This window comes from Comamonas sp. FG99 (assembly GCF_057808605.1).
Genome location: NZ_JBMDII010000005.1, coordinates 1 through 24,095, shown reverse-complemented (window position 1 = coordinate 24,095; position 24,095 = coordinate 1). Strand labels below are relative to the sequence as shown.

Sequence of the window (24,095 nt, the reverse complement as noted above, 5' to 3'; positions counted from 1 at the left end):
TGTCTTGTTCAAAAATCGCCGCCCCCCATCGCCGTTACTTCTGGCAGCGGGGGCAATAGTAGGTGCTGCGCTGGCCCTGCTGGATCTGCGCGATGGCGCCGCCGCAGCGCCGGCAGGGCTGGCCCGCCCGATCGTACACGCTGGCCTGCTCCTGGAAGGCCCCCGCATAGCCGTCCACATGCGAGAAATCGCGCAAGGTGCTGCCGCCCGCCGCAATCGCCTGCGCCAGCACCTGGCGGATGGCCGCATGCAACCGCTGCGCGGCCGCGCGCCCCACGCGCTGGGCCGGCTTGGTGGGCGCGATGCCGGCCAGAAACAGCACCTCGCTGGCATAGATGTTGCCCACGCCCACGACCAGCTTGCCGCTCAAGAGCAGCTGCTTGATCGCCACCCGCGAGCGCTGCAGGCCGCGCCAGAAGCCCTCGAAGCTAAAGCCCTCTTCCAGCGGCTCCACGCCCAGGCCGCCCAGCAGCTTCAGGCCCATGCCGGCATCCTCGCGCTCGGCCCACACCACCGCGCCGAAGCGGCGCGGATCGTGCAGGCGCAGCACGCCGCCGCTGGTCTGCAGCTCGAAATGGTCGTGCACGCCGCGCGGCGGCAGCTCGGGCGCAAAGCGCAGGCTGCCGGACATGCCCAAGTGGATCAGCAGCAGGCCTTCGTCCAGGTCCATCAGCAGGTATTTGCCGCGCCGGCGCAGCGCGCGCACCGCCTGCCCGAGCAGGCGCTGCTCGGCGATGCCCAGCGGCCAGCGCAGCGGCTTGCCCAGCTGCACGGCTTCGATGCTTACCCCTTGGATCGCGTCAGCCAAACCTCTGCGCGTAACCTCGACTTCCGGCAATTCGGGCACATTCGTCCTTTACCAAAACCCTTGATGGCATCGATTATTATCATCCGATGAAGCAAACTCTTCGCCTACTGGCCTATGGGCTGGCCGCCAGCCTGTGCAGCCCGCTGCTCGCCGCGCCCGCACCCAGCAAGCCAGCACCGGCCGGTGAGCACAAGGCCGAACAAAAAACCGCGCCCAAGGCCGGGCAGCAAAGCCCCCAGAGCCTGGCCGCCGCCGAGCGCGAGGAAAACGCCCGAGCCGAGCTCGACGCCGAGCTGTTCTATGAACTGCTGCTGGGCGAGATGTATGCCTACCGCGGCGAAGCCGCGCCCAGCGTCGAGCTGCTGCTGGACGCGGCCCGCCGCTCGGGCGATGCCAAGGTCTACCAGCGCGCGGCCCAGGTCGCGCTGCTGTCGCGCTCCGCCGAGCAGGCCACCATGGTGGCCCGGGCCTGGAAGGATGCCTACCCGCAGTCCTCGCAGGCCAACCGCTTCCTGCTGCAGGTGCTGCTGGCCACCAACCAGGGCGAGGCCACGCGCGCGGTGCTCAAGCAGGAGATCGCGAACACGCCCACCGAGGAAAAGCGCGAATTCATCCAGGCGCTGCCGCGCATCTACGGCCGGCTCGGCAACCGGGCGCTGGCCGCTTCCATCGTGCGTGACGCGCTGGCGCCGGAGCTGGAGAACCCCGCCACCGGCGGCGATGCCTGGGTGGCCATCGGCCGCGTGCAATTGTCCGCCGGCGAGAAGCTGCCGGCGCTGGAATCCACCCGCCGGGCCATGGACATCGACGCCAACAACGAAGGCGCGGCACGCCTGGCGGCCGACCTGGTGAACGAGGGCGTGCGCGATGCCGAGCCGCTGGTCAAGGCCTACCTGGAGAAGACCTCCAGCGCCGACGCCCACCTGGCCTATGCCCGCAGCCTGATGAATGCGCAGCGCGAAGACGAGGCGCTGCAGCAGGTGCGCCGGGCCACCGAGCTCGATCCCGAGTCGCCCGACGCCTGGATGCTCAAGGCCATCATCGAGGCGCAGACCAAGCAGTATGCCGAGGCCGACATGTCGCTGCTCAAGCTCGACACGCTGGTGCCCAAGCTGCCCTCGTCGGTGCTGCAGCGCGAGGTGCGCATCCAGAGCCTGATGCTGCGCGAGCAGATGGCCGAGGCGCAGAAGAAATGGAGCGAGGCCGAGCAATGGGCCCGCCAGATCGGCGAGGCCGGCAACCAGCCGCTGTCCACGCTGCGCCTGGCATCGATCCGCATGCAGCAGGGCCGCTACGACGAGGCCGGCGAGCTGCTGGACAAGCTGCCGCAGGACACGCCGTCCGACATGCGCACCAAGCTCGCCGCCCAGGTGCAGCTGCAAAAGACCGCCAAGAACTACGCCAAGGCGCTGCAGCTGCAGTCCAGGCTGGTGGACATGTCGCCCAACGACAGCGACGCGCTCTACGAGCAGGCCATGCTGGCCGAGCGCATGAACGACATCGCGCAGATGGAGTCCCTGCTGCGCCAGCTCATCGCCCGCAAGAGCGACTACTACCATGCCTACAACGCGCTGGGCTACTCGCTGGCCGACCGCGGCCTCAAGCTCGACGAGGCCAAGAGCCTGATCGAGACCGCGCTGAAGATGTCGCCGGGCGACCCGATGATCATCGACAGCCTGGGCTGGGTCGAATACAAGCTCGGCAACAACGAGCGCGCGGCGCAGCTGCTGGAAGAGGCCTACACCAAAGTGAGCGACCCGGAAATCGGCGCGCACCTGGCGCAGGTCTGGTGGGCGCAGGGCAAGCGGCAGGCGGCGGAATCGCTGCTGCGCACCGCGCTCAAGGATGCGCCCGGCAACGAAGAGCTGCTCAAGACCTTCCAGCAGCTGGGGCTCAAGCCGTGAATGCCGCAAATGCCCGGGGCTCTGCGCCCGCGCGGCGGCGCCACCTGCTCGGGCTGGGCTCCTCGCTGCTGCTCGCGGCCTGCGCCGCGCCCAGCCGGCAGCTGGCGCCCGCGCCCGAGGCCGACTACTGGAGCGGCCGTCTGAGCGTGCAGGTGCAGACCGACCCGCCGCAGTCGAACAGCGGCGAATTCGAGCTCTCGGGCAACGCACAGGCCGGCGAGCTGGTGCTGCTCAACCCGCTGGGCAATATCGTGGCCCGGCTGCAATGGGCGCGCGGCGAGGCCAGCGTCACCCAGGGCGGCAGCACGCGCAGCTCGGGCTCGCTGGCGCAGCTGGTGCAGGAGCTGCTGGGCGCGCCGCTGCCCATCGAGGCCTTGTTCGACTGGCTGCACGGCAAGGCCACGCGCGCCGAGGGCTGGGTGGCCGAGCTCGGCGCGGTCGCCGACGGCAAACTCAGCGCCCACCGCTACAGCCCGCAGCCCGAGGCCAGCCTGCGCATCGTGTTCACGCAGCTCTGACCGCCCGCTCTCCCGCCCTCCCCTTCTTCGCATGCGCGCGCTCTACGACGTACCCGCTCCGGCCAAGCTCAACACCTTCCTGCACATCACCGGGCGGCGGGCCGACGGCTACCACCTGCTGCAATCCGTCTTCCTGCTGATCGACTGGCAGGACCGGCTGCATTTCGAGCAGCGCGCGGACGGCGCCGTCGCCCGCCACGACCTGGGCTCGCCGCTGCCGCCCGACGACCTGATCCTGCGCGCGGCGCGCGCGCTGCAGGCCGCCACCGGCTGCGGCCAGGGCGCGGACATCTCCATAGAGAAATCCATCCCCGCCCAGGCCGGCATGGGCGGCGGCTCGTCGGACGCGGCCAGCACGCTGCTGGCGCTCAACCGCCTGTGGCAGCTGGGGCTCACCACGCCGCAGCTCTCGCGCATAGGCCTGGCGCTGGGCGCCGACGTGCCGTTTTTCCTGTGCGGCCACAACGCCTGGGTCGAGGGCATAGGCGACGTCGTCACGCCGCTGCACGATGCGGCGCTGGCCGGCCAGGACATCGTCGTCGCCAAGCCGCAGGCCGGGCTCGACACAAAATCCATTTTTTCTCATCCATCCTTAAAACGCGATTCAGAGCATGCTACAATTGCGGTCTTCGCTGATAGGCACTTTGACTTCGGTCGAAATGACTTGCAGCCGGTAGCTGAAGGCCTGTGCCCCGAGATGAAAAAAACCATCGAATGGTTCGAATCTCAAGGATTACATGCTAGAATGACGGGCTCAGGCAGCGCAGTGTTTGCAGTGAAGAAGCAAGCTCAAAACTATACAGCCCGACATGCATCTGACTGGATAGTGAGAGATTGCAAAAGTCTTGCCGAGCACCCTTTGCGGGGTTGGTCTGCAGACTGAAGGTTTATGAGGATTGGCAAATCTGCTGCCGGTTCTTGTAGGGGAGTCGCCAAGTTGGTCAAGGCACCGGATTTTGATTCCGGCATGCGAGGGTTCGAGTCCTTCCTCCCCTGCCACCCAACATCCACGAGCAATCATCGAGGCCCATCTGCAGTGGGACGCTCATGCAAAACCATCATCCAGACTTCATGGTTTTCACCGGCAATGCCAACCCAGGCCTGGCCGCTGAAATTGCGCAGCACCTCCATACGCCCATGGGCGTGGCCGACGTAGGCCGCTTCTCCGACGGCGAAGTCACGGTCGAGATCCGCCAGAACGTGCGCACCCGCGACGTCTTCGTGGTGCAGCCCACCTGCGCGCCCACGAACGACCACCTCATGGAACTGCTGGTCATGGTGGATGCGCTCAAGCGCGCATCGGCCGAGCGCATCTGCGCCGTGATCCCCTATTTCGGCTACGCCCGCCAGGACCGCCGCCCGCGCTCGTCGCGCGTGCCGATCTCGGCCAAGGTGGTGGCCAACATGCTGCAGGCGGTGGGCGTGTCGCGCGTGCTGACCATGGACCTGCATGCCGACCAGATCCAGGGCTTCTTCGACATTCCGGTCGACAACATCTACGCATCGCCGGTGCTGCTGGGCGACCTGCGCCAGAAGAACTACGAAGACCTGATCGTGGTCTCGCCCGACGTGGGCGGCGTGGTGCGCGCCCGCGCGCTGGCCAAGCAGCTCAATTGCGACCTGGCCATCATCGACAAGCGCCGCCCCAAGGCCAACGTGTCTGAAGTAATGCATGTGATCGGCGACATCGACGGCCGCAACTGCGTGATCATGGACGACATGATCGACACCGCCGGCACGCTGGTGAAGGCGGCCGAGGTGCTCAAGGAGCGCGGCGCCAAGCAGGTGTATGCCTACTGCACGCACCCCATCCTGTCGGGCCCGGCCATCGACCGCATCACCAACGGCGCGGCGCTGGACGAAGTGGTGGTGACCAACACCATCCCGCTGTCGCAGAACGCGCTGCAGTGCAAGAAGATCCGCCAGCTGTCGGTGGCGCCGCTGTTTGCCGAGACCATCCAGCGCATCGCCACCGGCGAATCGGTCATCAGTTTGTTCCAGGACGCCTGAGCCCAGGCATCCTGGCATCGCCGGCCGTTGCCCCGCTCGCGGGACGACGGCCTTTGTAATCGGACCCACTGGTCGCGGTAGGTCCCTATTGGAGTATTGAAAATGAACTTTGTCGCTTTTGAGCGCGCCAAGCAAGGTACGGGTGCGAGCCGCCGCCTGCGCAACTCGGGCCGCACGCCCGGCATCGTCTACGGTGGCGAAGCTGCCCCCGTGGCCATCGAGCTGGACCACAACGCCCTGTGGCATGCACTGAAGAAGGAAGCCTTCCACTCCAGCGTGCTGGAGATGGAACTGGCCGGCGCCAAGAGCCAGGTGCTGCTGCGCGACGTGCAATACCACCCGTTCAAGCAACTGGTTCTGCACGTGGACTTCCAGCGCGTGGACGCAAAGACCAAGCTGCACATGAAGGTACCGGTGCACTACAGCGGCGCTGAAGAGTCGCCCGCAGTGAAGGTGGCCAAGTGCCTGGTGACCCCCGTGGTGACCGAAATCGAAGTCAGCTGCCTGCCCCAGGATCTGCCCGAGTTCATCGCGGTGGACCTGAGCAAGCTGGAAAAGGGCTCGACCCTGCACCTGGCCGACATCGCCCTGCCCAAGGGCGTGGCCGCCGTGTCGAACACCAACCCCGCGCTGGTGTCGGTGGCTGCCCCCGCCGGCGGCAGCTCGGACGAGGCTGCGGAAGAAGCGCCCGCCGCCTAAGCACTTGGCCGCATGGCGCAAAGGCTGCACCCCGGTGCAGCCTTTTTTGTTTTTCAAGCCTGCCCCGCGGGCACCGATAATCCCCAGCCATGATCAAGCTGTTTGTAGGGCTCGGCAACCCCGGCCCCGAATACGAGGACACCCGCCACAACGCCGGCTTCTGGTGGCTCGATGCGATGGCGCGCGACCTGGGCGTGCACCTGCAGCCCGAGCGCAGCTACTACGCGCTGATGGCGCGCACCAGCCACCAGGGCGAGCCGGTGTGGCTGCTCGAGCCGCAGACCTTCATGAACCTGTCGGGCAAGTCGGTGGGCGCGCTGGCGCGCTTCTTCAAGATCAAGCCCGACGAGATCCTGGTGGTGCACGACGAGCTCGACCTGCCGCCCGGCCAGGTCAAGCTCAAGAAAGGCGGCGGCCACGGCGGCCACAACGGCCTGCGCGACATCCACGCCCAGCTCGGCAGCCCCGACTACTGGCGGCTGCGCATAGGCATCGGCCATCCCGGGCTCAAGCACGAGGTGCCGAACTGGGTTTTGAAGAAGCCCGCGCCCGACCAACGCCGCCTGATCGAGGACAGCATCATCCACTCGCTCAAGGCCTACCCCGAGATGCTGGCGGGCCAGATGGACAAGGCCACGCTACTGATCCACACCACCAAGCCGCCCCGGCCCAAGCCGCCCAGGCCCCTGCCCGAGCCGGCCAACTGACGCAGCCAACTAACGGCGGCTACGGCTGCTTGGCCTCCTGCAGGCGCTGGTATTTCTGCCACAGCGTCTCGCGGCTTTCCTCGTGCTGCGGGTTGACCGGGATGCAGGCCACCGGGCAGATCTGCACGCACTGCGGCTCGTCGAAATGCCCCACGCATTCGGTGCAGCGCGACGGCTCGATCTCATAGATCAGCTCGCCCATCGAGATCGCATCGTTGGGGCATTCGGGCTCGCACACATCGCAGTTGATGCATTCGTCGGTGATCATCAGCGCCATGTCTGCCCCGCCTGGAAGTTGCAAAAACCGTGTGCCATGGGCGACATTATCGGCCCGGCGCGCCGCTGCAATTGATTGCACCCGCAATTGGCATGGCGCGAAGTAGGCGTTATGCTGCGGCGACTGTCTCTGATCTACCGCGATGGGCTTATTCCTTCTCAAGCGCCTGGCCACCCTGGTGCTCACCCTGCTGGGCACCTCGGTGGTGGTGTTCCTGGTGCTGGACATCCTGCCGGGCAATGCCGCCCAGATGCTGCTCGGGCCCGACGCCGCGCCCGAGGCGGTGGCCGAGCTGGCGCAGCAGCTCGGCCTGAACCAGCCCGCCTGGGAGCGCTACCTGCACTGGATCGCCGGCCTGCTGCACGGCCAGCTGGGCGACAGCTACAGCTACGGCTCGCCGGTGTGGGAGCTGATCGCCGAGCGCCTGGCGCTCACCGTGCCGCTGGCGGTGATGGCCATGCTGCTGAGCGTGGCGATCGCGCTGGCGGCCGGCATCTATGCCGCGGCCAACCACAACAAATGGGGCGATGTGGGCGTGATGGGCCTGGCGCAGCTGGGCATCGCGATCCCCAACTTCTGGTTCGCCATCCTGCTGATCATGCTGTTCTCGGTGCGGCTGCAGTGGTTTTCCGCTGGCGGCTTTCCGGGCTGGAGCGAGGCCGCCGGCGGCTCGCCCTGGGCCGCGCTCAAGGCGCTGCTGCTGCCCGCGCTGTCGCTGGCGGTGGTGCAGGCCGCCATCCTGGCGCGCATGACGCGCTCGGCCCTGCTCGAAGTGCTGCGCGAGGACTTCGTGCGCACCGCGCGCGCCAAGGGCCTGGGCCGCCGCGCGGTGCTGTTCGGCCACGTGCTGCGCAACGCGATGATTCCGGTGCTCACCGTGATCGGCCTGCAGTTCGCCAACCTGCTGGCCGGCACCATCGTGGTGGAGAACGTGTTCTACCTGCCCGGCATGGGCCGGCTGATCTTCCAGTCGATCGCCAACCGCGACCTCGTCGTGGTGCGCAACTGCGTCATGCTGCTCGCGGCCATGGTGGTGCTCGTGAACTTCGTGGTCGACCTGCTCTACGCGGTGATCGACCCCCGCATCAAGGCCCATGACATTTAGCACCCTGCGCGCACTGCGCAACCCCAGCCTTGCCATAGGCGCCACCCTGAACGCGCTGCTGCTGCTCGCGGCCGCGCTGTCGTACCTGTGGACGCCCTGGCCGCCGCAGGGCATCGATATGGAGGCCAAGCTGCTGGCGCCCGATGCGGCCCACTGGCTGGGCACCGACGCCTATGGCCGCGACGTGGCCTCGCAGCTGCTGGTGGGCGCGCGCAGTTCCATCCTGGTGGGCGTGGTGGCGGTGGGCATAGGCCTCACGCTGGGCACCGCGCTCGGCCTGCTGGCCGCCGCGCGGCGCGGCTGGGTCGAGGAGGCCATCATGCGGCTGGCGGACTTCAGCTTCGCGTTTCCGGCCGTGCTCTCGGCCATCATGCTGACGGCGGTGTTCGGGCCCGGCGTGCTCAATGCCATCATCGCCATCGGCATCTTCAACATCCCCACCTTCGCGCGCATCACCCGCGCATCGGCAAACGCCATCTGGGCGCGCGAATACATCCTGGCGGCCCGCGCCTGCGGCCGCAACGCCTGGCAGATCACGGGGCAGCATGTGCTGCCCAACCTGCTGCCGGTGCTGATCGTGCAGGCCACCATCCAGTTCGCGCTGGCCATCCTGGCCGAGGCCGCGCTGTCGTACCTGGGCCTGGGCACGCAGCCGCCGCAGCCCTCCTGGGGCCGCATGCTGGCCGAGGCGCAGACATTGATGTTCCAGGCGCCGCTGCTGGCGGTGTTTCCCGGCGTGGCGATCGCGCTGTCGGTGCTGGGCCTGAACCTGATGGGCGACGGCCTGCGCGATGTGCTCGACCCGCGCCTGAGCAGAAAGCGCTGAAGCCAATGGCTTTATAAAAAACATAGCTATCAGCGATTACCCACCTTGAATTTCAAATATAAAACATATTGAAAACCATGTATATCAAGCGCCAGCAGCTCACTTTTTCGACAGCATCATGCCGCTGATCGAAGCCCGCGACCTCGGCATCCGGCTGCAGACGCAGCGCGGCCCCGCGCAGGCGGTGCAGGGGATTGGCTTTGAGATTGAGCGCGGCCAGGCGCTGGGGCTGATCGGCGAATCCGGCTGCGGCAAGTCCATCACCGCGCTGGCGCTGATGGGCCTGCTGCCCGACACGGCCCAGCTGAGCGGCAGCCTGCGCTTGCAGGGCCAGGAGCTGCTCGCGCTGCCCGAGCGCCAGTGGCGCGGGCTGCGCGGCAACCGCATCGCCATGGTCTTCCAGGAGCCGATGAGCGCGCTGAACCCGGTGCACACCATCGGCCGCCAGATCGCCGAGCCGATGCGCCTGCACCAGGGCCTATCGGCCGCCGCCGCGCGCGATGCGGCCATCGCGCTGCTGGCGCGCGTGGGCATCGCCCAGCCGGCCCAGCGCTTCGACGCCTACCCGCACCAGTTCTCGGGCGGCCAGCGCCAGCGCATCACCATCGCCATGGCCCTGGCCTGCGGGCCCGACCTGCTGATCGCCGACGAGCCCACCACCGCGCTGGATGTGACGCTGCAGCGCCAGATCCTGGAGCTCATCAACGAGCTGGTGGCCGAGCGCGACATGGCGCTGCTGCTGATCTCGCACGACCTGGGCCTGATCTCGCAGAACGTGGACCACATGCTGGTGATGTACGGCGGGCGCATCGTCGAATCGGGCGCCACCGCCGATGTCTTCGAGCACATGGCCCACCCCTACACCCGCGGCCTGCTCGCGGCCCGGCCGAGCCTCGAGCCACGCCCTCCGCGCGCCCCCGGCCAGCCCCGCCCGCGCCTGGCCACCATCGCCGGCACCGTGCCCGAGCTGGCCGAGCTGCCCGCGGGCTGCAGCTTTGCCGGCCGCTGCGGCTTCACCCGGCCCGCCTGCCACACGCAGCGACCGCCCGCGGTGGCGCTTGCGCTGCAGCACCGCGTGTATTGCCTGCGCCCCGAAGCCTACGCCTGCGCCCAGGCCAGCACGCCATGAACCCCACCGCCGCCCCCGCCCTGCTGGAAGTGCGCGCTGTCACCCGCCGCTACACGCTGCCGCGCGAAAGGCTCTGGACGCCCGCGCCCACGGTGCAGGCGCTGCAGGGCGTGAGCTTTTGCCTGCAGGCCGGGCGCAGCCTGGGCGTGGTGGGCGAATCGGGCTCGGGCAAGTCCACGCTGGCGCGCATCGTGATGGCGCTCGATGCGCCCAGCTCCGGCCAGATATTGCTGCTCGGGCGCGACCTGCACGCCCTGCCGGCCGCCGAGCTGCGCGCGGCGCGGCGCGACTTCCAGATGGTGTTCCAAGACCCGTATGGCTCGCTGGACCCGCGCCAGACCGTGGCGCGCATCGTGACCGAGCCGCTCGCCGCCCGCAGCGCGGCCGAGCGGCGCGAGCAGGCGCTTGAGGTGTTGCAGCAGGTGGGCCTGCGCACCAGCGATGCCGACAAATACCCGCACGAATTCTCCGGCGGCCAGCGCCAGCGCATCGCCATCGCCCGCGCGCTGATCACCCGGCCCCGGCTGATCGTGGCCGACGAGCCGGTTAGCGCGCTCGACGTCTCGGTGCAGGCCCAGGTGCTCAACCTGATGCAGGAGCTGCAGGAGCAGTTCGGCATCACCTACCTGCTGATCAGCCACGACCTGGCCGTCGTCAACCACCTGTGCGACGATGTGGCGGTGATGCACCAGGGCCGGATCGTGGAGCAAGGCCCGCCCGACGAGCTGCTGCGGCACGCGCAGCACCCGTATACGCGCCAGCTGGTGGCGGCCGTGCCCCAGGTGCGGCCGCGCCGGGCCCGGTAAAAAATATCAATCGGAATCTGCGATCGCGCTGATATATTCAACGCCATACGCTATCCTTTTAAGAACACCGGAGATCCCCATGCTGAACCGAAGAACCCTGATCGCGACTGGCGCGCTCGCCACCCTGCCCGGCCTGGGCCGGGCGCAGAACCAGGCAAGCAAGAAGAACACCCTGGTGCTCGGCCTCACGCTGGAGCCGCCGGGGCTGGACCCCACCACCAGCGCCGCATCCTCGGTCGGCGAAGTCACGCTCTACAACATCTACGAGACGCTGACCAAGATCAACTCGGACGGCAGCGTATCGCCGCTGCTGGCCGAAAGCTGGGAAGTCTCGCCCGACCTCAAGACCTACACCTTCAAGCTGCGCAAGGGCGTGAAGTTCCACAACGGCGAACCCTTCAACGCCCAGGCGGTCAAGTTCTCGTTCGACCGCGCCGGCGGCGACAAGAGCACCAACAAGGACAAGCGCCTGTTTGCCAGCCTCAGCACCCAGGCGGTGGACGAGCACACCGTGGTGGTGATCAACAAGGAGATCGATCCCGACCTGCTGTTCGAGCTGGGCCAGGCCACGGCCATCATCGTCGAGCCCAAGAGCGCCGACAAGAACGCCACCGCCCCCGTGGGCACCGGCCCCTACAAGCTCGGCGGCTGGAGCCGGGGCTCGGCCATCACCCTCGCCGCCTGGCCCGACTGGCGCCAGGCCGGCGGCATCCGCATCCAGCGCGCCACCTTCCGCGTCATCCCCGATGCCGCGGCGCAGGTGGCGGCGCTGCTCGCGGGCGATGTCGACCTGTTCCCCCGCGCCGCGCCGCGGGGCATCGAGCAATTCAAGAGCAACCCGCGCTACCAGGTGCTGATCAACGGCTCGCGCGCCAAGACCATCGTGGCCATCAACGAGCGCCGCAAGCCGCTCGACGACGTGCGCGTGCGCCGCGCCATCTCGGCCGCCATCGACCGCAAGGCCATCATCGCCGGCGCCGCCGATGGCCTGGGCGCTCCCATCGGCAGCCACTACGTGCCCGGCGCCTTCGGCTATGTGGACACCACCGGCATCAACCCCTACGACCTGGACAAGGCCAAGAAACTGATGGCCGAGGCCGGCGTGAAGACGCCGCTCACCCTCACCATGACGCTGCCGCCCGCGCCCTACGCGCGCCAGGGCGGCGAGATCGTCGCCGCGCAGCTCGCCAAGATCGGCATCGAGCTCAAGCTGCAGAACGTGGAATGGGCGCAGTGGCTCAGCGGCACCTACACCAACCGCAACTACGACCTCTCGATCATCTCGCACGTCGAGCCCTTCGACCTGGTGAACTACACCCGCAGCGACTACTACTGGGGCTACCACTCCGAGAAGTTCAACGCGCTGTACGAGCAGATCAAGACCGCCACCCGCCCGGCCGACCGCGCCCGCCTGCTGGGCGACGCGCAGCGCATGCTGGCCGAGGACGCGGCCAACGTCTTCCTCTACCAGGCGCAATGGGTCACCGTGGCCAACAAGAGCCTGCGCGGCCTGTGGAAGGACATGCCCGTCTTCGCCAACGACCTGTCCTCCTTCTACTGGGTTTGAAATGACCGCATTGCATGACTGGAGCGCCGGCCAGCTGCTGGCCGCCTACCGCGAACGCAGCCTGTCGCCGATGGAGGTGATGCGCTCGGTGATCGCGCAGGTGGAGCGCTGGGAGCCTCAGCTGTGCGCCACCTACCTGTACCGCCCCGAGCAGGCCCTGGCCCAGGCCCGCGCCAGCGAGCAGCGCTGGCTGGCCGGCACGCCGGCCGGGCCGCTGGACGGCGTGCCCTGCACCATCAAGGAAAACATCGCCACCGCCGGCGACCCGGTGCCACTGGGCACGGCCGCGCTGAAGCTGGCGCCCGCCACGGCCGACGCACCGCCGGCCGCGCGCATGCGCGAGGCCCACGCGATCATGTTCGCCAAGACCACCATGCCCGACTACGGCATGCTCTCGTCGGGGCTGTCGAGCTTTCACCCGCTGGCGCGCAACCCCTGGGACCTCTCCAAGGGCCCCGGCGGCTCCAGCGCCGGCGGCGGCGCGGCGGCCGCGGCCGGCTACGGCCCGCTGCACATCGGCACCGACATAGGAGGATCGCTGCGCCTGCCGGCCAGCTGGTGCGGCATCTTCAGCCTCAAGCCCAGCCTGGGCCGCGTTCCTATCGATCCGCCCTATACCGGCCGCGCCGCCGGTCCCATGACCCGCAGCGTGGCCGATGCCGCGCTGATGATGCAGGTGCTGTCGCAAGCCGATGCGCGCGACAGCATGGGCCTGCCCGCGCAGGACATCGCCTGGCACGAGGTGGCCGCCACCACGCCCACCTTCGTGCGCGGCCTGCGCATCGGCCTGCTGCTCGATGCGGGCTGTGGCCTGCCGCTGGAGCCCGACATCCAAGCCGCCGTGCAGCAGAGCGCGCGCTGGCTGGAGGCGGCCGGCGCACAGATCGTGCCCATGCAGCCCTTCATGACGCCCGAGATGCTGGCCGGCATGGACCACTTCTGGCGCATGCGCTCGCTGGCCGACCTGCAGGCGCTGGGCGCCGAACAGCGCGGCAAGGTGCTGCCCTACATCCGCGCCTGGGCCGAAAGCGCCGCGGCCTTCGGCGGCCGCGAGGTGTTCGATGCCAGCCAGCAATTCCACCTGTGCCGCGTGGCCACGGTGCGCGCCTGCAACGCCTTCGACTACGTGATCTCGCCGGTGGCGCCGCATGCCGCCTTTGCCGCCGAATGGGCCTCGCCCACCAACGACCCGCTGCGCCCGCTGGAGCACATCGCCTATACCGTGCCGTTCAACATGTCGGAGCAGCCGGCGGCCTCGGTCAACTGCGGCTATACCGCGGGCGGCCTACCGATCGGCTTGCAGATCGCCGGCCCGCGCTTCGACGACCTGGGCGTGCTCAAGCTCGCCCGCGCCTTCGAGCAGATCCGCGGCCCGCAGCGGCCCTGGCCGCTGCCGCCGGGGTGACGGGAGGGCCTGGTTCTATGCCACGCCCTCCTCGTCCGCCAACCAGTTTTCCACCTTGAGGCCCGGGATGCGCGTGAACTCCCGGGTGTTGCCCGTCACCAGCGTCAGGCCGAGCGAGCGGGCATGCGCGGCTATCAGCAAGTCGTTGCCACCGAAGGGCTGGCCTGCCGCCTCCAGCTGGGCGCGAATGCCGCCATAGTCGGCGTCGGCCGGCATGTCCAGCGGCAGCACGGGCAGGGTGCCAAGCAGCGCCTCCACCTTGGCCTGCAGCCTGGGCGAACCCTTCTTGGCGCAGCCATAGCGCAGCTCGGCGGCCACGACGATGCTGGTGCATATCCCTTTGGCGCCTAGCTGCGCTATGCGCCGCGCCGCCAGCCCGGACGGGTTGCGGATGAGGTCGCTGATGATATTGGTATCCAGCAGATAGCCGTTCACAGCAGCTCCTCGGTCGGCACGGGCAGGTCCTCGATGGCCGGGAATTCGTCCTGAGGCTGCAGCGGCGGCTCCGCGCGCCATGCGGCCAGCAGCTCGACGATGTTCGTGGGCCTGGATACCGGCTCGATGATGAGCCTGCCGCCCTCGCGGTGGATCAGCACCCTGTCGCCCGGCAGCTCGAACTCCACCGGTATGCGCACCGCCTGGCTGCGGTTGTTGCGAAACAGCTTGGCCTCCTTGGGCTTGGATGGGCGAGACAGGGCAGGCATCGGATCTCCGTTGGCGATCTTTGACATATGCCATATTGTATATGCCCAACCTCATCCTCCTCACCCCTCGCCCTCGAACAAAGGCAGCGTGAACGGATCGGCCGGCGCATGCCGCTCGGGCGGCCGCGGCTGCGCTTCGGATTGCCGCACCTGCGCCCAGCCGGCCGCAAGCCCTTGCGCCTGGGCCTCGGTCAGCGGCAGCAGATTGCCCACACGCACGCCCAGCAGGCGCAGGCGCTGCGCGAGCGGCGCGCGCTTGAGGCTCTGGCCCGCGGCATAGCGGATGGCCTGGGCATCAGCGGTGTACAGCTGCAGGCTGTGGTCGCGCGTGGCGGTGCGAAAGTCCGCATAGCGCAGCTTGACGCCAATGGTGCGGCCCACATAGCCCTTGCGCTGCAGATCCGCCGCCACCTGCACGCACAGCTCGGTGAAGATCGCGCCCAGCTCGGCCTTGTCGCGCACGGCATGCAGGTCGCGCTCGAAGGTGGTCTCGCGGCTCATCGACACCGGCTCGCTCTCGGTCACCACCGGCCGCTCGTCGCGGCCCCAGGCCGAATCGTGCAGCCACGCACCGTAGGACTTGCCAAAATGCTGCACCAGCCATTCGCGCGGCTTGAGCGAGATGTCGCCAATGGTGTGCAGGCCCAGCGCGGCCAGCTTGGCATCGGCCTTGGGGCCGATGCCATTGAGCTTGCGGCAGGGCAGCGGCCAGATCAGCCGCTGCAGATCCTCCTCCATCACGATGGAGACGCCATGGGGCTTGTTGAATTCGCTGGCGAGTTTGGCCAGCTGCTTGTTGGGCGCCACGCCGATCGAGCAGGTCAGCCCCGTAGCCTGATGGATCGCGCGCTGCAACGCCAGCGCCAGCACGCGGCCGCCCTCGTCCTGCCCGCCCGGCACAGCGCTGAAGTCGATATAGACCTCGTCCACGCCGCGGTCCTCCATCTGCGGCGCTATCGCGGTGATGATGGCCTTGAACTGGCGCGAATACTGGCGGTAGCGCGCAAAATCCACCGGCAGCAGGATGGCCTCGGGGCAAAGCTTGGCCGCCTTCATCATGCCCATCGCCGAGCCTATGCCGAACTGCCGCGCCGGGTAGGTGGCGGTGGTGATCACGCCACGTCCCACATAGCCGGCCAGGCGCGCGAACGCCGCCACCGGAATCTGCTCCAGCCGCCCGCCATAGGCGGCGGCCAGCGCATCGTCCTCGCCGCGGCGCCCGCCGCCGATCACCACCGGCAGGCCCTGGAGCTGCGGGTAGCGCAGCAACTCCACGGAGGCATAGAAGGCATCCATGTCCAGATGGGCGATACGGCGCGGGCGGGTGGTCACGCCGTGATTGTCGCAGCCATTCATGGATATGGCGGCACATATGGGTTGTTGCCCCGCTTTCGAAAATCCATATAATTAGCCGCCATACCATATGGCGGCATTAAACATGAATCTGGAGCAGAAATACCTGGCCCTGCTGGGCGAGGCGCAGCGGCGGCTGCTGCCCGATATCGACGGCATCCGCCTGTGCTTGCAGACGCTTTCGCTGGCCACGGCCATCGACCGCGACTGCGCGGCGCGGCTGGCCCCGCACGGCCTGTCCGAGGGCCGCTTCGTGCTGCTGTTCCTGCTCGATGCCGCCGCCGACGGGCTGGCCCCGAACCTGTTGGCCGAACAGGCCGGCGTCACCCGCGCCACCGTCACCGGCCTGCTGGACGGGCTGCAGCGCGAAGGCCTGGCCGAGCGCCATGCGGATGCGGCCGACCGCCGCGCGCTGCAAGTGCGGCTCACGCGCAAAGGCAGGCAGCTTGCCCGGCGCGTGTTCGAGCAGCACGGCCGCTGGATCTCCGGCCTGTTCGGCAATCTCTCGGCGCCAGAGCGCGGCCAGCTCGCGGCGCTGCTGGGCAAGGTGGCCGGCAACCTCGAAGGCCGGGCGCCATGAGCCTCGGCACGTCCCGCAAGGGCGCAAGCCGCGCCGCCGACATTGCACCGGAGGTTCTGCAGGCCCTGTCGCGCGGCGAAATGCAAAGCGCCACGCTGGCCGAATGCCTGGCCATCGACCAAGCCCGGCTGCTGCGCACGGTCTTTGCCAGCCTATCCTGCCAGACCCTGCAGGCCGCCGATACCGCCTGCCGGCAAGGCATCCTCAAGCGCATGGCCGGCATCGGCACGGCGCTGCTGCAGGAGCTGGGCGCCGCCGGCATCGAGCGCTGCCGGGCGCATGGCGCCGACACGGTGCGCGGCTGGGCCTGCTTCATGGTCGGCGCGCAGCCCGGCCTGGATCTTGCGGCGCGCCTGGCCGCGATCCGCCCGCTGGCCGACGACCCGCACTTCGGCGTGCGCGAATGGGCCTGGATGGCTGTGCGGCCGCACCTGGCGCAGGAGCTGAAGGCAGCCATCGCCGAGCTTGCGGCCTGGACCGCATCACCCTCCGAGCGCCTGCGCCGCTTCGCCAGCGAAGCGCTGCGCCCGCGCGGCGTATGGTGCGCCCATATCGCCGCGCTCAAACAAGAGCCCGCGCTCGCGCTGCCCATCCTGTCGCCTCTGCATGCCGACCCATCAGCCTACGTGCAGGACTCGGTGGCCAACTGGCTCAACGATGCCGCCAAGGACCAGCCAGACTGGGTGCGCGGCCTCTGCACCCAATGGCTGCAAGGCACGCCTGCCGAGGCCACCCGCCGCATCTGCCAACGCGCCCTGCGCAATCTGGGATGAGCCGGCGGCCTCAACGCTCGTGGTGCAGATACGCCGCCTGCCTGGGCAGCCGCATGCTGAACAGAAGGGCCACCACCATCATCGCCGACACGTACCAGAAGAAGGCGGGCTCGTGCCCGGCCTTCTTCAGCGCCAGCGCCACGTATTCGGCGCTGCCGCCGAACACCGCATTGCCCACCGCATAGGCCAGGCCCACGCCGAGCGCGCGCACCTCGGGCGGAAACATCTCGGCCTTCACGATGCCGGAGATCGAGGTGTAGAAGCTGACGATGGCCAGCGCCGCGACGATGAGCAGCCCCGCCATCTCGGGTGAGTGCACATGCTGCAGCGCCGTCAGGATGGGCACGGTGAACACCGCGCCCAGCGCGCCGAACAGCATCATCGATGCGCGCCGGCCGATGCGGTCCGACAGCATGCCGAACAGCGGCTGCATGCACATGTAGAGGAACAGGCATGCCGTCATCACATAGCTGGTGGTCTTGACCGGCAGGCCCACGCTGTTGACCAGGTATTTCTGCATGTAGGTGGTGAAGGTGTAGAAGATCAGCGAGCCGCCGGCCGTGTAGCCCACCACGGTGATGAAGGCGCCCAGGTGGTTGCGGAAAAGGCTGGACATGGTGCCCGCATCCCGACTCGCCAGGGCCTCCTTGGACTGGGTCTCGTGCAGCGTGCGGCGCAGCAGCATGGCCACCACCGCCGCCACCGCGCCGAACACGAAGGGAATGCGCCAGCCGAAGTCGCGCAGCTGCTGCTCGGACAGCAAGGCCTCCAGGATGACGATCAGCAGCACCGCCAGCAGCTGCCCGCCGATCAGCGTCACATACTGGAACGACGAGAAGAAGCCGCGCTGGCCCTTGAGCGCCACCTCGCTCATGTAGGTGGCGGTGGTGCCGTACTCGCCGCCCACCGACAAGCCCTGGAACAGCCGGCACAGCAGCAGCAGGAACGGCGCCCAGGCGCCGATCTGCGCATAGGTGGGCAGGCAGGCGATCACCAGCGAGCCGGCGCACATCATGGTCACCGAGATCAGCATCGACTTCTTGCGCCCGTAGCGGTCGGCGATGCGGCCGAACAGCCAGCCGCCGATGGGCCGCATCAGAAAGCCGGCGGCGAACACGCCGGCGGTATTGAGCAGCTGCGCCGTGGGGTCGCCCTTGGGGAAGAACGCCGCGGCGAAATAAATGGCCGAGAAGGCGTAGACATAGAAGTCGAACCACTCGACCAGGTTGCCGGACGAAGCCGCCATGATCGCGAAGACGCGATGGCGCTTTTCCTCGGCCGTGTAGTGTGGTGCCTGCGCCGCGGCCGCGGCGTTGAAGGGGGATGATGTAGTCATGGCTTATGGTCCCGATTGCCGAACCATCCCATCATGCGCCGGCCGCGGCGGCGCGGCTGTCAGACAGCGGCGCGGTCAGCCGCCTGCCTACAGCTGCAGGCAGATAAGCACGATGCCCAGCATCATCAGCGCCATGCCCCAGCGCTCTTCGCGGCGCAGGTGTTCGCGCAGCAGGCGGCGCGACACCAGGTAGCTGAACACCACCTCGACCATGCCCAGCGTGCGCACCGCGGCGGCGCCCTGCAGCGCATAGGCGCTGAACCAGGCCAGCGATGCGGCGCAGCCCAGGCCGCCGGCCAGCAGCGACACGCGCCAGGCGCGCGCGATGCGCACCAGCACCTGCGGATCGCGCCAGGCAAACCACAGCCCCATCGAGACGGTCTGCATCAGCTGCGCAAAGAACACGCCCCAGGCGCCGGAAAGCCAGGCGCTGGGCGCCTGCAGCTCCAGCGCCGCGCCGCGGTAGCCGATGGTGGCGATCGCGAAGCAGGCGCCGCAGATGAGCCCGTACATCGCCGACTTGCTGCGCCAGGCAGACAGCCCCTGCCCCTTGGGCGGCAGCGACAGCAGCACCACGCCGAGCGTGGCGACCACCATGGCCGCGAGCGCGATCCAGCTGGGCAGCTCGTGCAGGAACAGCGCCGCAAACACGGCGATCTGCAGCACCTCGGTCTTGGACAGGGTGACCGCCACCGCGAAATTGCGCTGCTGCATGGCCAGCAGCAGCGCGCCGGTGGCGGCGATCTGGGCGAATGCGCCCAGCGCAATCCAGCCAAAGTACTGCGGCCTGAACTGCCCGACATGCGCGGGCTGCTCGGGCAGCGTGTACAGCAGCACCAGGAACAGCGCCGCCAGCGGCAGGCCGTACAGAAAACGCACCAGCGTCGCGGCCCAGGTGCCCAGCTCGGCGGTGAGCGAGCGCTGCGCCGCATTGCGCCCGGTCTGCGCCGCCGCCGCGAACAGCACCATCGCCACCCACCAGCCGCCCCATTGACTGCCTGCATCCATAGCGCCCACTCACTCCACCCGGTTGTCTTCAAGGAAGCCGAGCGTATGCGAAAACGCCGCGGCGGCGCACCCGCATTTGGCGAAGGAAGATTGCTCCAATGGGAAGCTGTGCCCAGATGGCGCCCGCAAAAAAACGCTGCCAGCACCCGATCCACGGGCGCTGGCAGCCATTGGCGTGAACGGGCGCCGCTGTGTCCGGCGCCCGGGCTCGGCTTATTGCCGCACGGTCACATCCACCCGGCGGGCCGCTGCATTGGAGCCAATGGCCTCGGTGGTATCGGCCGGCTTTTCCAGCACGACCTGGCCCTGGGCGACACCGGCGGCCAGCAACGCGGCCTGCACCGTCTGCGCGCGCTGCTTGGACAGCTCGGCGTTCTTGGCCGGATCGCCGGTCGGGTCGTTGAAGCCCGACACCACGGCCTTGGCATCGCCGTGCGACTGCAGGTAGGCCACCAGATCCTTGGCCTTGTCGGCAAACTCGGCCGCCACCTCGGTCTTGCCCGAATCGAAGAATACCTGCAGCATCGGCACGCCGTGCGCCACCGCATCCAGCACGGCCGCGCCCTGCGGGACTGCGGGTGCGGCATCGGCAGCGGGTGCCGGGGCTGCAGCGGGGGCCGGTGCAGGCTCAGGCGCTGGAGCGGGCGCAGGTGCCGGCTCGGGTGCCGGGGCCGGCGTGGCCGGCGGTGGCATGTCGCTGCCGGTTGGCTTCTTGTTGCAATAGGTCAGGCCGCCGATCACCACCGCTGCCACCACCACCCAGGGCAGCCATTTGCCCGCGCCGCCCGAGGCCGGGGCTGGCGCGACCGCTACCGGGATCGGTGCGGGCGCCGGGGGCGGAACAGGCACGGCCGTCGTGGCCGCGGCGGCGGCTCCGCCGCCAAAGAGCGCGCCGGTGCCGATCAAGGCGGCCACCTCCGGGGGCAGCACGGACGGCACGCTGCCCGAAGGCGTGAGCCGCGAGATCAGCTTCGGCACCAGGAAGGCCAGCGCGGAGGTCACGGTTTCGCGCGACAGGTTCAGGCGCGAGACCAGCGACGGGATCAGGCCGCCTTGCGCGCCGAGCACCGACTCCAGCTGCGCGGGGCTGGGCGATTCGGGCACGACGGTGGAGCCCAGCCAGCTCTCGACCAGCGACCCCAAACCTGCGGTGCGGAATCGCTCCAGAAACCCACTGATACCGCCCGAGGCGGGATTGACCACGTAGGCCAGGACGGTCTGCACCAATTCCTTGGCCTTGCCATCGAGGCCCAGGCGGGTTTCGGCATCTTGAATCAGCGCATCAAACATTGGCTTCCTCCGGTTCTAGGAACAAGAAGTCCAGTGTAAAAAGCGATATCTGCGCTCAAATGTAGGACAAGCACGCCATAGCACCGACCCAAACATCCGATATTGCAAACAATTGCGGCGCCGCGGCCCACCGGGCGCATCAAGGCAGCGGATAAGTCCCCGGCCGCAGTATGGAGCGGTCCACCGTTTGGATGTCGGTATGGCCGCAGAAGGCCATGGTCACGTCCAGCTCCTTGTGGATGATCTGCAGCGCCCGGCTCACGCCGGCCTCGCCGAAGGCGCCCAGGCCGTAGGCCATCGAGCGGCCGATCATGGTGCCGCGCGCGCCCAGCGCCCAGGCCTTGAGCACGTCCTGGCCGCTGCGGATGCCGCCGTCCATCCAGACTTCGAGCTTGCCGCCCACCGCATCGGCGATGGCCGGCAGCGCCTGGATGGAGGACGGCGCGCCGTCGAGCTGGCGCCCGCCGTGGTTGCTGACCACGATGGCGTCGGCGCCATGCTGCGCGGCCAGCACCGCATCCTCCACCTCCATGATGCCTTTGAGGATGAGCTTGCCGCCCCATTGCTGCTTGACCCAGTCCACATCGGCCCACGACAGGCGCGGGTCGAACTGCTCATTGGTCCAGGCGGCGAGCGAATTCATGTCCGACACGCCCTTCACATGGCCCACCAGGTTGCGGAAGGTGCGCCGCTGCGTGCCCAGCATCCCCAGGCACCACTGCGGCTTGGTCATCAGGTTGAGGAGGTTCTTCAGCGTGGGCCGCGGCGGCGCGGTCAGGCCGTTCTTGATGTCCTTGTGGCGCTGGCCGATCACCTGCAGGTCGAGCGTGAGCACCAGCGCGCTGCACCTGGCGTCCTTGGCGCGCTGGATCATGCGCGCCATGGCGTCGCGGTCGCGCATCATGTAGAGCTGGAACCAGAACGGCGCGGCGGTGCTCCCGGCGATGTCTTCGATGGAGCAGATGCTCATGGTCGACAGCGTGAACGGGATGCCGAACTTCTCGGCGGCGCGCGCGGCATGGATCTCGCCGTCGGCATGCTGCATGCCGGTCAGGCCCACCGGCGCGATGGCCACCGGCATCTTCGCCTGCTGGCCCACCATGGTGGTGGCGGTGCTGCGGCCCTCCATGTTGACCGCCACGCGCTGGCGCAGCTTGATGGCCTGGAAGTCGGCCTCGTTGGCGCGGTAGGTGCCCTCGGTCCACGCGCCGGAGTCCGCATAGTCGTAGAACATGCGCGGCACGCGGCGCTCGGCGACCACGCGCAGGTCTTCGATGCAGGTCATTTTGGAGAGATCGGTCACACGTACATCCTTGCTGTGGCTGTGGTGGGGGATGGCTGGGGCTGGCGCCCCCGGCATGCGGATCGGAACATGCTAGCGCCGGCCCAGCCGCGCGGTTTGAATGTATTGCGCTGCATGCTGAAATTAATTAAACAGCGGAAAAACCTTGATAAACAAAGGCCACGACCCTATCAAAAAGAGAGCATCCATGCCCCATGTGCGCCACACCCTAGGGTTTTCCTCAGGCCGCCGCAGCCGGCATCCTTTGCCATGATCGACCACCTTTGATTTTTCAATCCGACAACGAGGAGATGCCAATGGTCTGGCAACAGATATACAACCCGTTCGGCAACATGCTGATATCGACCCTGCTGGCCGCCATCCCGGTGGTGGTGATGCTGGCGGCGCTGGGCCTCTTTCACATCAAGGCGCACATCGCCGCCGGCATGGGCCTGGTGGCCGCGCTGCTGGTGGCCATCTTCGCCTATGGCATGCCGGCCGACATGGCGGGCCGCGCGGCCCTGTACGGCGGCTTCACCGGCCTGCTGCCCATCGGCTGGATCGTGCTGAACATCATCTTCCTGCACCAGCTGACCGAGCAGAACGGCAGCTTCAAGGTGCTGCAGGATTCGCTCTCGGGCATCACCGAGGACCGGCGCATCCAGCTGCTGCTGATCGCCTTTTGCTTCGGCGCCTTCTTCGAGGGCGCGGCCGGCTTCGGCACGCCGGTGGCGGTGACGGCCGCGATCCTGATCGGCCTGGGCTTCTCGCCGCTGGCCGCCTCGGGCCTGAGCCTGATCGCCAACACCGCGCCGGTGGCCTTCGGCGCGCTGGGCACGCCGGTGATCACGCTGGCCAAGGTGCACGGCTACGACCTGATGGAAGTGACCGCGATGATCGGCCGCCAGCTGCCCTTCTTCTCGCTGCTGGTGCCTTTCTGGCTGATCTGGGCCTTTGCCGGACGCAAGGCCATGATGGAGATCTGGCCCGCCATCCTGGTGACCGGCGTGTCGTTCGCGGTCCCGCAGTACCTGGTGTCCAACTTCATCGGCCCCGAGCTGGTGGACATCATCGCCGCCATCGTCTCCATGGTCAGCCTGGTCGCCTTCCTGCGCGTCTGGCAGCCCAAGAAGGTGTGGACCTCGCCGTCGCTGCGCGGCCACGACCCCAGCGCCGGCGAGACCAAGCCGCCGCAGCCGGTGACGCGCCACAGCAAGGAGGCGCTGATCGCCGCCTGGACGCCCTGGGTCATCCTCTCCGTCTTCGTGTTCATCTGGGGCCTGCCCTCGGTCAAGACCTGGCTCAACGGGCTGTTCGCGCCGGCCTTCCCTATCGACGGCCTGCACAATCTGATCGAGAAGATGCCGCCGGTGGTAGCCAAGCCCACCAAGGAAGGCGCGGTCTACGTGCTCAACCTGCTGTCGGCCACCGGCACCGGGATCCTGCTGTCGGCCATCGTCAGCGCCTTCGTGATGAAGTACAACCCCGTCGCCATCGTGCGCACCTTCTTCAAGACGCTGTGGCTGGTCAAGTACTCGCTGCTGACCATCGTGCTGATGCTGGCGCTGGGCACCCTCACCCGCTACTCGGGCACCGACACCACGCTGGGCCTGGCATTCGCCAACACCGGCGTGTTCTACCCCTTCTTCGGCACGCTGATGGGCTGGCTGGGCGTGGCGCTCACCGGCTCGGACACCGCCTCGAACGTGCTCTTCGGCGGCATGCAGAAGGTGGCGGCCGAGCAGCTCGGCCTGTCGGGCAACCTGATGGGCGCGGCCAACAGCTCGGGCGGCGTGATGGGCAAGATGATCGACGCGCAGTCGATCGTGGTGGCCTCCACCGCCACGCGCTGGTTCGACCATGAGGGCGACATCCTGCGCTATGTGTTCTTCCACTCGATCGCGCTGGCCTGCCTGGTGGGCCTGTACGTGACCATGCAGGCCTACGTCTGGCCGTTCACCGCGATGGTGGTCCGCTGACGGCAGCGCCGCGGGGGGGGGGGGGGGGG

General features: G+C 68.2%; 24 protein-coding genes and 1 tRNA gene. 16 read left to right on the top strand and 9 right to left on the bottom strand.

What is annotated here, in order from left to right:
- Nucleotides 1-34 precede the first annotated feature (34 nt).
- Complete coding sequence (gene mutM / locus ACODRX_RS04785; RefSeq protein ID WP_488869876.1) at nucleotides 35-847, bottom strand: bifunctional DNA-formamidopyrimidine glycosylase/DNA-(apurinic or apyrimidinic site) lyase; 813 nt, start codon at nucleotides 845-847, stop codon at nucleotides 35-37.
- Nucleotides 848-894: 47 nt separating this feature from the next.
- Between mutM and ACODRX_RS04780 the strand changes: the two genes are divergently transcribed.
- From ACODRX_RS04780 to pth, 7 genes are all read left to right on the top strand, one after another.
- Nucleotides 895-2,712 (top strand): tetratricopeptide repeat protein, encoded by a 1,818-nt coding sequence (locus ACODRX_RS04780; protein WP_488869874.1) that lies wholly within the window; start codon nucleotides 895-897, stop codon nucleotides 2,710-2,712.
- Nucleotides 2,709-3,230, top strand: coding sequence for a lipoprotein insertase outer membrane protein LolB (locus tag ACODRX_RS04775; RefSeq protein ID WP_488869873.1), 522 nt, complete (start codon nucleotides 2,709-2,711; stop codon nucleotides 3,228-3,230). The genes ACODRX_RS04780 and ACODRX_RS04775 overlap by 4 nt, the downstream gene beginning before the upstream one ends.
- 31 nt (nucleotides 3,231-3,261) lie before the next feature.
- Nucleotides 3,262-4,113, top strand: coding sequence for a 4-(cytidine 5'-diphospho)-2-C-methyl-D-erythritol kinase (gene ispE, locus ACODRX_RS04770; protein WP_488869871.1), 852 nt, complete (start codon nucleotides 3,262-3,264; stop codon nucleotides 4,111-4,113).
- A 39-nt stretch (nucleotides 4,114-4,152) separates the two neighbouring features.
- Nucleotides 4,153-4,229 (top strand) — tRNA-Gln (locus ACODRX_RS04765).
- A gap of 48 nt (nucleotides 4,230-4,277) precedes the next feature.
- Nucleotides 4,278-5,240, top strand: coding sequence for a ribose-phosphate pyrophosphokinase (locus ACODRX_RS04760; RefSeq protein WP_488869869.1), 963 nt, complete (start codon nucleotides 4,278-4,280; stop codon nucleotides 5,238-5,240).
- 102 nt (nucleotides 5,241-5,342) lie between these two features.
- Nucleotides 5,343-5,939: a 50S ribosomal protein L25/general stress protein Ctc gene (locus tag ACODRX_RS04755; RefSeq protein WP_488869868.1), complete on the top strand. Its 597-nt coding sequence runs from the start codon at nucleotides 5,343-5,345 to the stop codon at nucleotides 5,937-5,939.
- Nucleotides 5,940-6,028: 89 nt separating this feature from the next.
- A complete protein-coding gene (gene pth / locus ACODRX_RS04750; RefSeq protein WP_488869866.1) occupies nucleotides 6,029-6,646 on the top strand; it encodes an aminoacyl-tRNA hydrolase in 618 nt (205 codons plus the stop codon).
- A gap of 19 nt (nucleotides 6,647-6,665) precedes the next feature.
- Here pth and ACODRX_RS04745 read toward each other — a convergent pair whose 3' ends face one another.
- Nucleotides 6,666-6,923: a YfhL family 4Fe-4S dicluster ferredoxin gene (locus tag ACODRX_RS04745; protein WP_488869865.1), complete on the bottom strand. Its 258-nt coding sequence runs from the start codon at nucleotides 6,921-6,923 to the stop codon at nucleotides 6,666-6,668.
- A 142-nt stretch (nucleotides 6,924-7,065) separates the two neighbouring features.
- On the opposite strand from ACODRX_RS04745, the gene ACODRX_RS04740 reads away from it, so the two are divergent.
- The 6 genes from ACODRX_RS04740 to ACODRX_RS04715 all read left to right on the top strand — a co-directional run bounded on the left by ACODRX_RS04740 (nucleotide 7,066) and on the right by ACODRX_RS04715 (nucleotide 13,761).
- Entirely contained in the window at nucleotides 7,066-8,028 is a 963-nt protein-coding gene (locus tag ACODRX_RS04740; RefSeq protein ID WP_488869863.1) for an ABC transporter permease, read from the top strand.
- Complete coding sequence (locus tag ACODRX_RS04735; RefSeq protein ID WP_488869862.1) at nucleotides 8,018-8,854, top strand: ABC transporter permease; 837 nt, start codon at nucleotides 8,018-8,020, stop codon at nucleotides 8,852-8,854. The genes ACODRX_RS04740 and ACODRX_RS04735 overlap by 11 nt, the downstream gene beginning before the upstream one ends.
- A gap of 118 nt (nucleotides 8,855-8,972) precedes the next feature.
- Nucleotides 8,973-9,983, top strand: coding sequence for an ABC transporter ATP-binding protein (locus ACODRX_RS04730; protein ID WP_488869861.1), 1,011 nt, complete (start codon nucleotides 8,973-8,975; stop codon nucleotides 9,981-9,983).
- Complete coding sequence (locus ACODRX_RS04725) at nucleotides 9,980-10,789, top strand: ATP-binding cassette domain-containing protein (protein ID WP_488869860.1); 810 nt, start codon at nucleotides 9,980-9,982, stop codon at nucleotides 10,787-10,789. The genes ACODRX_RS04730 and ACODRX_RS04725 overlap by 4 nt, the downstream gene beginning before the upstream one ends.
- Nucleotides 10,790-10,868: 79 nt before the next feature.
- Entirely contained in the window at nucleotides 10,869-12,356 is a 1,488-nt protein-coding gene (locus ACODRX_RS04720) for an ABC transporter substrate-binding protein (protein ID WP_488869859.1), read from the top strand.
- A gap of 1 nt (nucleotide 12,357) precedes the next feature.
- Nucleotides 12,358-13,761: an amidase gene (locus ACODRX_RS04715; protein WP_488869857.1), complete on the top strand. Its 1,404-nt coding sequence runs from the start codon at nucleotides 12,358-12,360 to the stop codon at nucleotides 13,759-13,761.
- A gap of 15 nt (nucleotides 13,762-13,776) precedes the next feature.
- On the opposite strand, the gene ACODRX_RS04710 is transcribed toward ACODRX_RS04715, so the two are convergent.
- From ACODRX_RS04710 to ACODRX_RS04700, 3 genes are read right to left on the bottom strand one after another with little or no spacing between them, the layout of a single operon-like run.
- The gene (locus ACODRX_RS04710; RefSeq protein ID WP_488869855.1) at nucleotides 13,777-14,196 is read right to left on the bottom strand and encodes a type II toxin-antitoxin system VapC family toxin; all 420 of its coding nucleotides are present in this window, start codon (nucleotides 14,194-14,196) and stop codon (nucleotides 13,777-13,779) included.
- Nucleotides 14,193-14,465: an antitoxin gene (locus ACODRX_RS04705; protein ID WP_488869854.1), complete on the bottom strand. Its 273-nt coding sequence runs from the start codon at nucleotides 14,463-14,465 to the stop codon at nucleotides 14,193-14,195. The genes ACODRX_RS04710 and ACODRX_RS04705 overlap by 4 nt, the downstream gene beginning before the upstream one ends.
- A 60-nt stretch (nucleotides 14,466-14,525) precedes the next feature.
- On the bottom strand, nucleotides 14,526-15,821 hold the full coding sequence (locus tag ACODRX_RS04700) for a Y-family DNA polymerase (RefSeq protein ID WP_488869852.1): 1,296 nt from the start codon (nucleotides 15,819-15,821) through the stop codon (nucleotides 14,526-14,528).
- Nucleotides 15,822-15,903: 82 nt separating this feature from the next.
- On the opposite strand from ACODRX_RS04700, the gene ACODRX_RS04695 reads away from it, so the two are divergent.
- Nucleotides 15,904-16,398 (top strand): MarR family winged helix-turn-helix transcriptional regulator, encoded by a 495-nt coding sequence (locus tag ACODRX_RS04695; RefSeq protein ID WP_488869851.1) that lies wholly within the window; start codon nucleotides 15,904-15,906, stop codon nucleotides 16,396-16,398.
- Nucleotides 16,395-17,171, top strand: a complete 777-nt coding sequence (locus ACODRX_RS04690; RefSeq protein ID WP_488869850.1) for a DNA alkylation repair protein — start codon at nucleotides 16,395-16,397, stop codon at nucleotides 17,169-17,171. The genes ACODRX_RS04695 and ACODRX_RS04690 overlap by 4 nt, the downstream gene beginning before the upstream one ends.
- Before the next feature lie 10 nt (nucleotides 17,172-17,181).
- Here the strand turns inward: ACODRX_RS04690 and ACODRX_RS04685 are convergent, their stop codons facing one another.
- From ACODRX_RS04685 to ACODRX_RS04670, 4 genes are all read right to left on the bottom strand, one after another.
- The gene (locus ACODRX_RS04685; RefSeq protein WP_488869849.1) at nucleotides 17,182-18,507 is read right to left on the bottom strand and encodes an MFS family transporter; all 1,326 of its coding nucleotides are present in this window, start codon (nucleotides 18,505-18,507) and stop codon (nucleotides 17,182-17,184) included.
- A gap of 87 nt (nucleotides 18,508-18,594) precedes the next feature.
- The gene (locus tag ACODRX_RS04680; RefSeq protein WP_488869847.1) at nucleotides 18,595-19,515 is read right to left on the bottom strand and encodes a DMT family transporter; all 921 of its coding nucleotides are present in this window, start codon (nucleotides 19,513-19,515) and stop codon (nucleotides 18,595-18,597) included.
- A 213-nt stretch (nucleotides 19,516-19,728) separates the two neighbouring features.
- Nucleotides 19,729-20,805, bottom strand: coding sequence for a YidB family protein (locus ACODRX_RS04675; protein ID WP_488869846.1), 1,077 nt, complete (start codon nucleotides 20,803-20,805; stop codon nucleotides 19,729-19,731).
- Nucleotides 20,806-20,944: 139 nt separating this feature from the next.
- On the bottom strand, nucleotides 20,945-22,108 hold the full coding sequence (locus tag ACODRX_RS04670) for an alpha-hydroxy acid oxidase (protein ID WP_488869844.1): 1,164 nt from the start codon (nucleotides 22,106-22,108) through the stop codon (nucleotides 20,945-20,947).
- Between the two features lie 296 nt (nucleotides 22,109-22,404).
- Between ACODRX_RS04670 and ACODRX_RS04665 the strand changes: the two genes are divergently transcribed.
- A complete protein-coding gene (locus ACODRX_RS04665; RefSeq protein WP_488869843.1) occupies nucleotides 22,405-24,066 on the top strand; it encodes an L-lactate permease in 1,662 nt (553 codons plus the stop codon).
- Nucleotides 24,067-24,095: the final 29 nt, after the last annotated feature.

Excerpts from the sequence above, each read along its gene's own strand:
- ACODRX_RS04780 (WP_488869874.1), top strand. The coding sequence starts at position 895 with ATGAAGCAAACTCTTCGCCTACTGGCCTATGGGCTGGCCGCCAGCCTG.
- ispE (WP_488869871.1), top strand. The coding sequence starts at position 3,262 with ATGCGCGCGCTCTACGACGTACCCGCTCCGGCCAAGCTCAACACCTTC.
- ACODRX_RS04760 (WP_488869869.1), top strand. The coding sequence starts at position 4,278 with ATGCAAAACCATCATCCAGACTTCATGGTTTTCACCGGCAATGCCAAC.
- ACODRX_RS04755 (WP_488869868.1), top strand. The coding sequence starts at position 5,343 with ATGAACTTTGTCGCTTTTGAGCGCGCCAAGCAAGGTACGGGTGCGAGC.
- pth (WP_488869866.1), top strand. The coding sequence starts at position 6,029 with ATGATCAAGCTGTTTGTAGGGCTCGGCAACCCCGGCCCCGAATACGAG.
- ACODRX_RS04745 (WP_488869865.1), bottom strand. The coding sequence starts at position 6,923 with ATGGCGCTGATGATCACCGACGAATGCATCAACTGCGATGTGTGCGAG.
- ACODRX_RS04740 (WP_488869863.1), top strand. The coding sequence starts at position 7,066 with ATGGGCTTATTCCTTCTCAAGCGCCTGGCCACCCTGGTGCTCACCCTG.
- ACODRX_RS04735 (WP_488869862.1), top strand. The coding sequence starts at position 8,018 with ATGACATTTAGCACCCTGCGCGCACTGCGCAACCCCAGCCTTGCCATA.
- ACODRX_RS04730 (WP_488869861.1), top strand. The coding sequence starts at position 8,973 with ATGCCGCTGATCGAAGCCCGCGACCTCGGCATCCGGCTGCAGACGCAG.
- ACODRX_RS04725 (WP_488869860.1), top strand. The coding sequence starts at position 9,980 with ATGAACCCCACCGCCGCCCCCGCCCTGCTGGAAGTGCGCGCTGTCACC.
- ACODRX_RS04720 (WP_488869859.1), top strand. The coding sequence starts at position 10,869 with ATGCTGAACCGAAGAACCCTGATCGCGACTGGCGCGCTCGCCACCCTG.
- ACODRX_RS04715 (WP_488869857.1), top strand. The coding sequence starts at position 12,358 with ATGACCGCATTGCATGACTGGAGCGCCGGCCAGCTGCTGGCCGCCTAC.
- ACODRX_RS04705 (WP_488869854.1), bottom strand. The coding sequence starts at position 14,465 with ATGCCTGCCCTGTCTCGCCCATCCAAGCCCAAGGAGGCCAAGCTGTTT.
- ACODRX_RS04700 (WP_488869852.1), bottom strand. The coding sequence starts at position 15,821 with ATGAATGGCTGCGACAATCACGGCGTGACCACCCGCCCGCGCCGTATC.
- ACODRX_RS04695 (WP_488869851.1), top strand. The coding sequence starts at position 15,904 with ATGAATCTGGAGCAGAAATACCTGGCCCTGCTGGGCGAGGCGCAGCGG.
- ACODRX_RS04690 (WP_488869850.1), top strand. The coding sequence starts at position 16,395 with ATGAGCCTCGGCACGTCCCGCAAGGGCGCAAGCCGCGCCGCCGACATT.
- ACODRX_RS04685 (WP_488869849.1), bottom strand. The coding sequence starts at position 18,507 with ATGACTACATCATCCCCCTTCAACGCCGCGGCCGCGGCGCAGGCACCA.
- ACODRX_RS04680 (WP_488869847.1), bottom strand. The coding sequence starts at position 19,515 with ATGGATGCAGGCAGTCAATGGGGCGGCTGGTGGGTGGCGATGGTGCTG.
- ACODRX_RS04675 (WP_488869846.1), bottom strand. The coding sequence starts at position 20,805 with ATGTTTGATGCGCTGATTCAAGATGCCGAAACCCGCCTGGGCCTCGAT.
- ACODRX_RS04665 (WP_488869843.1), top strand. The coding sequence starts at position 22,405 with ATGGTCTGGCAACAGATATACAACCCGTTCGGCAACATGCTGATATCG.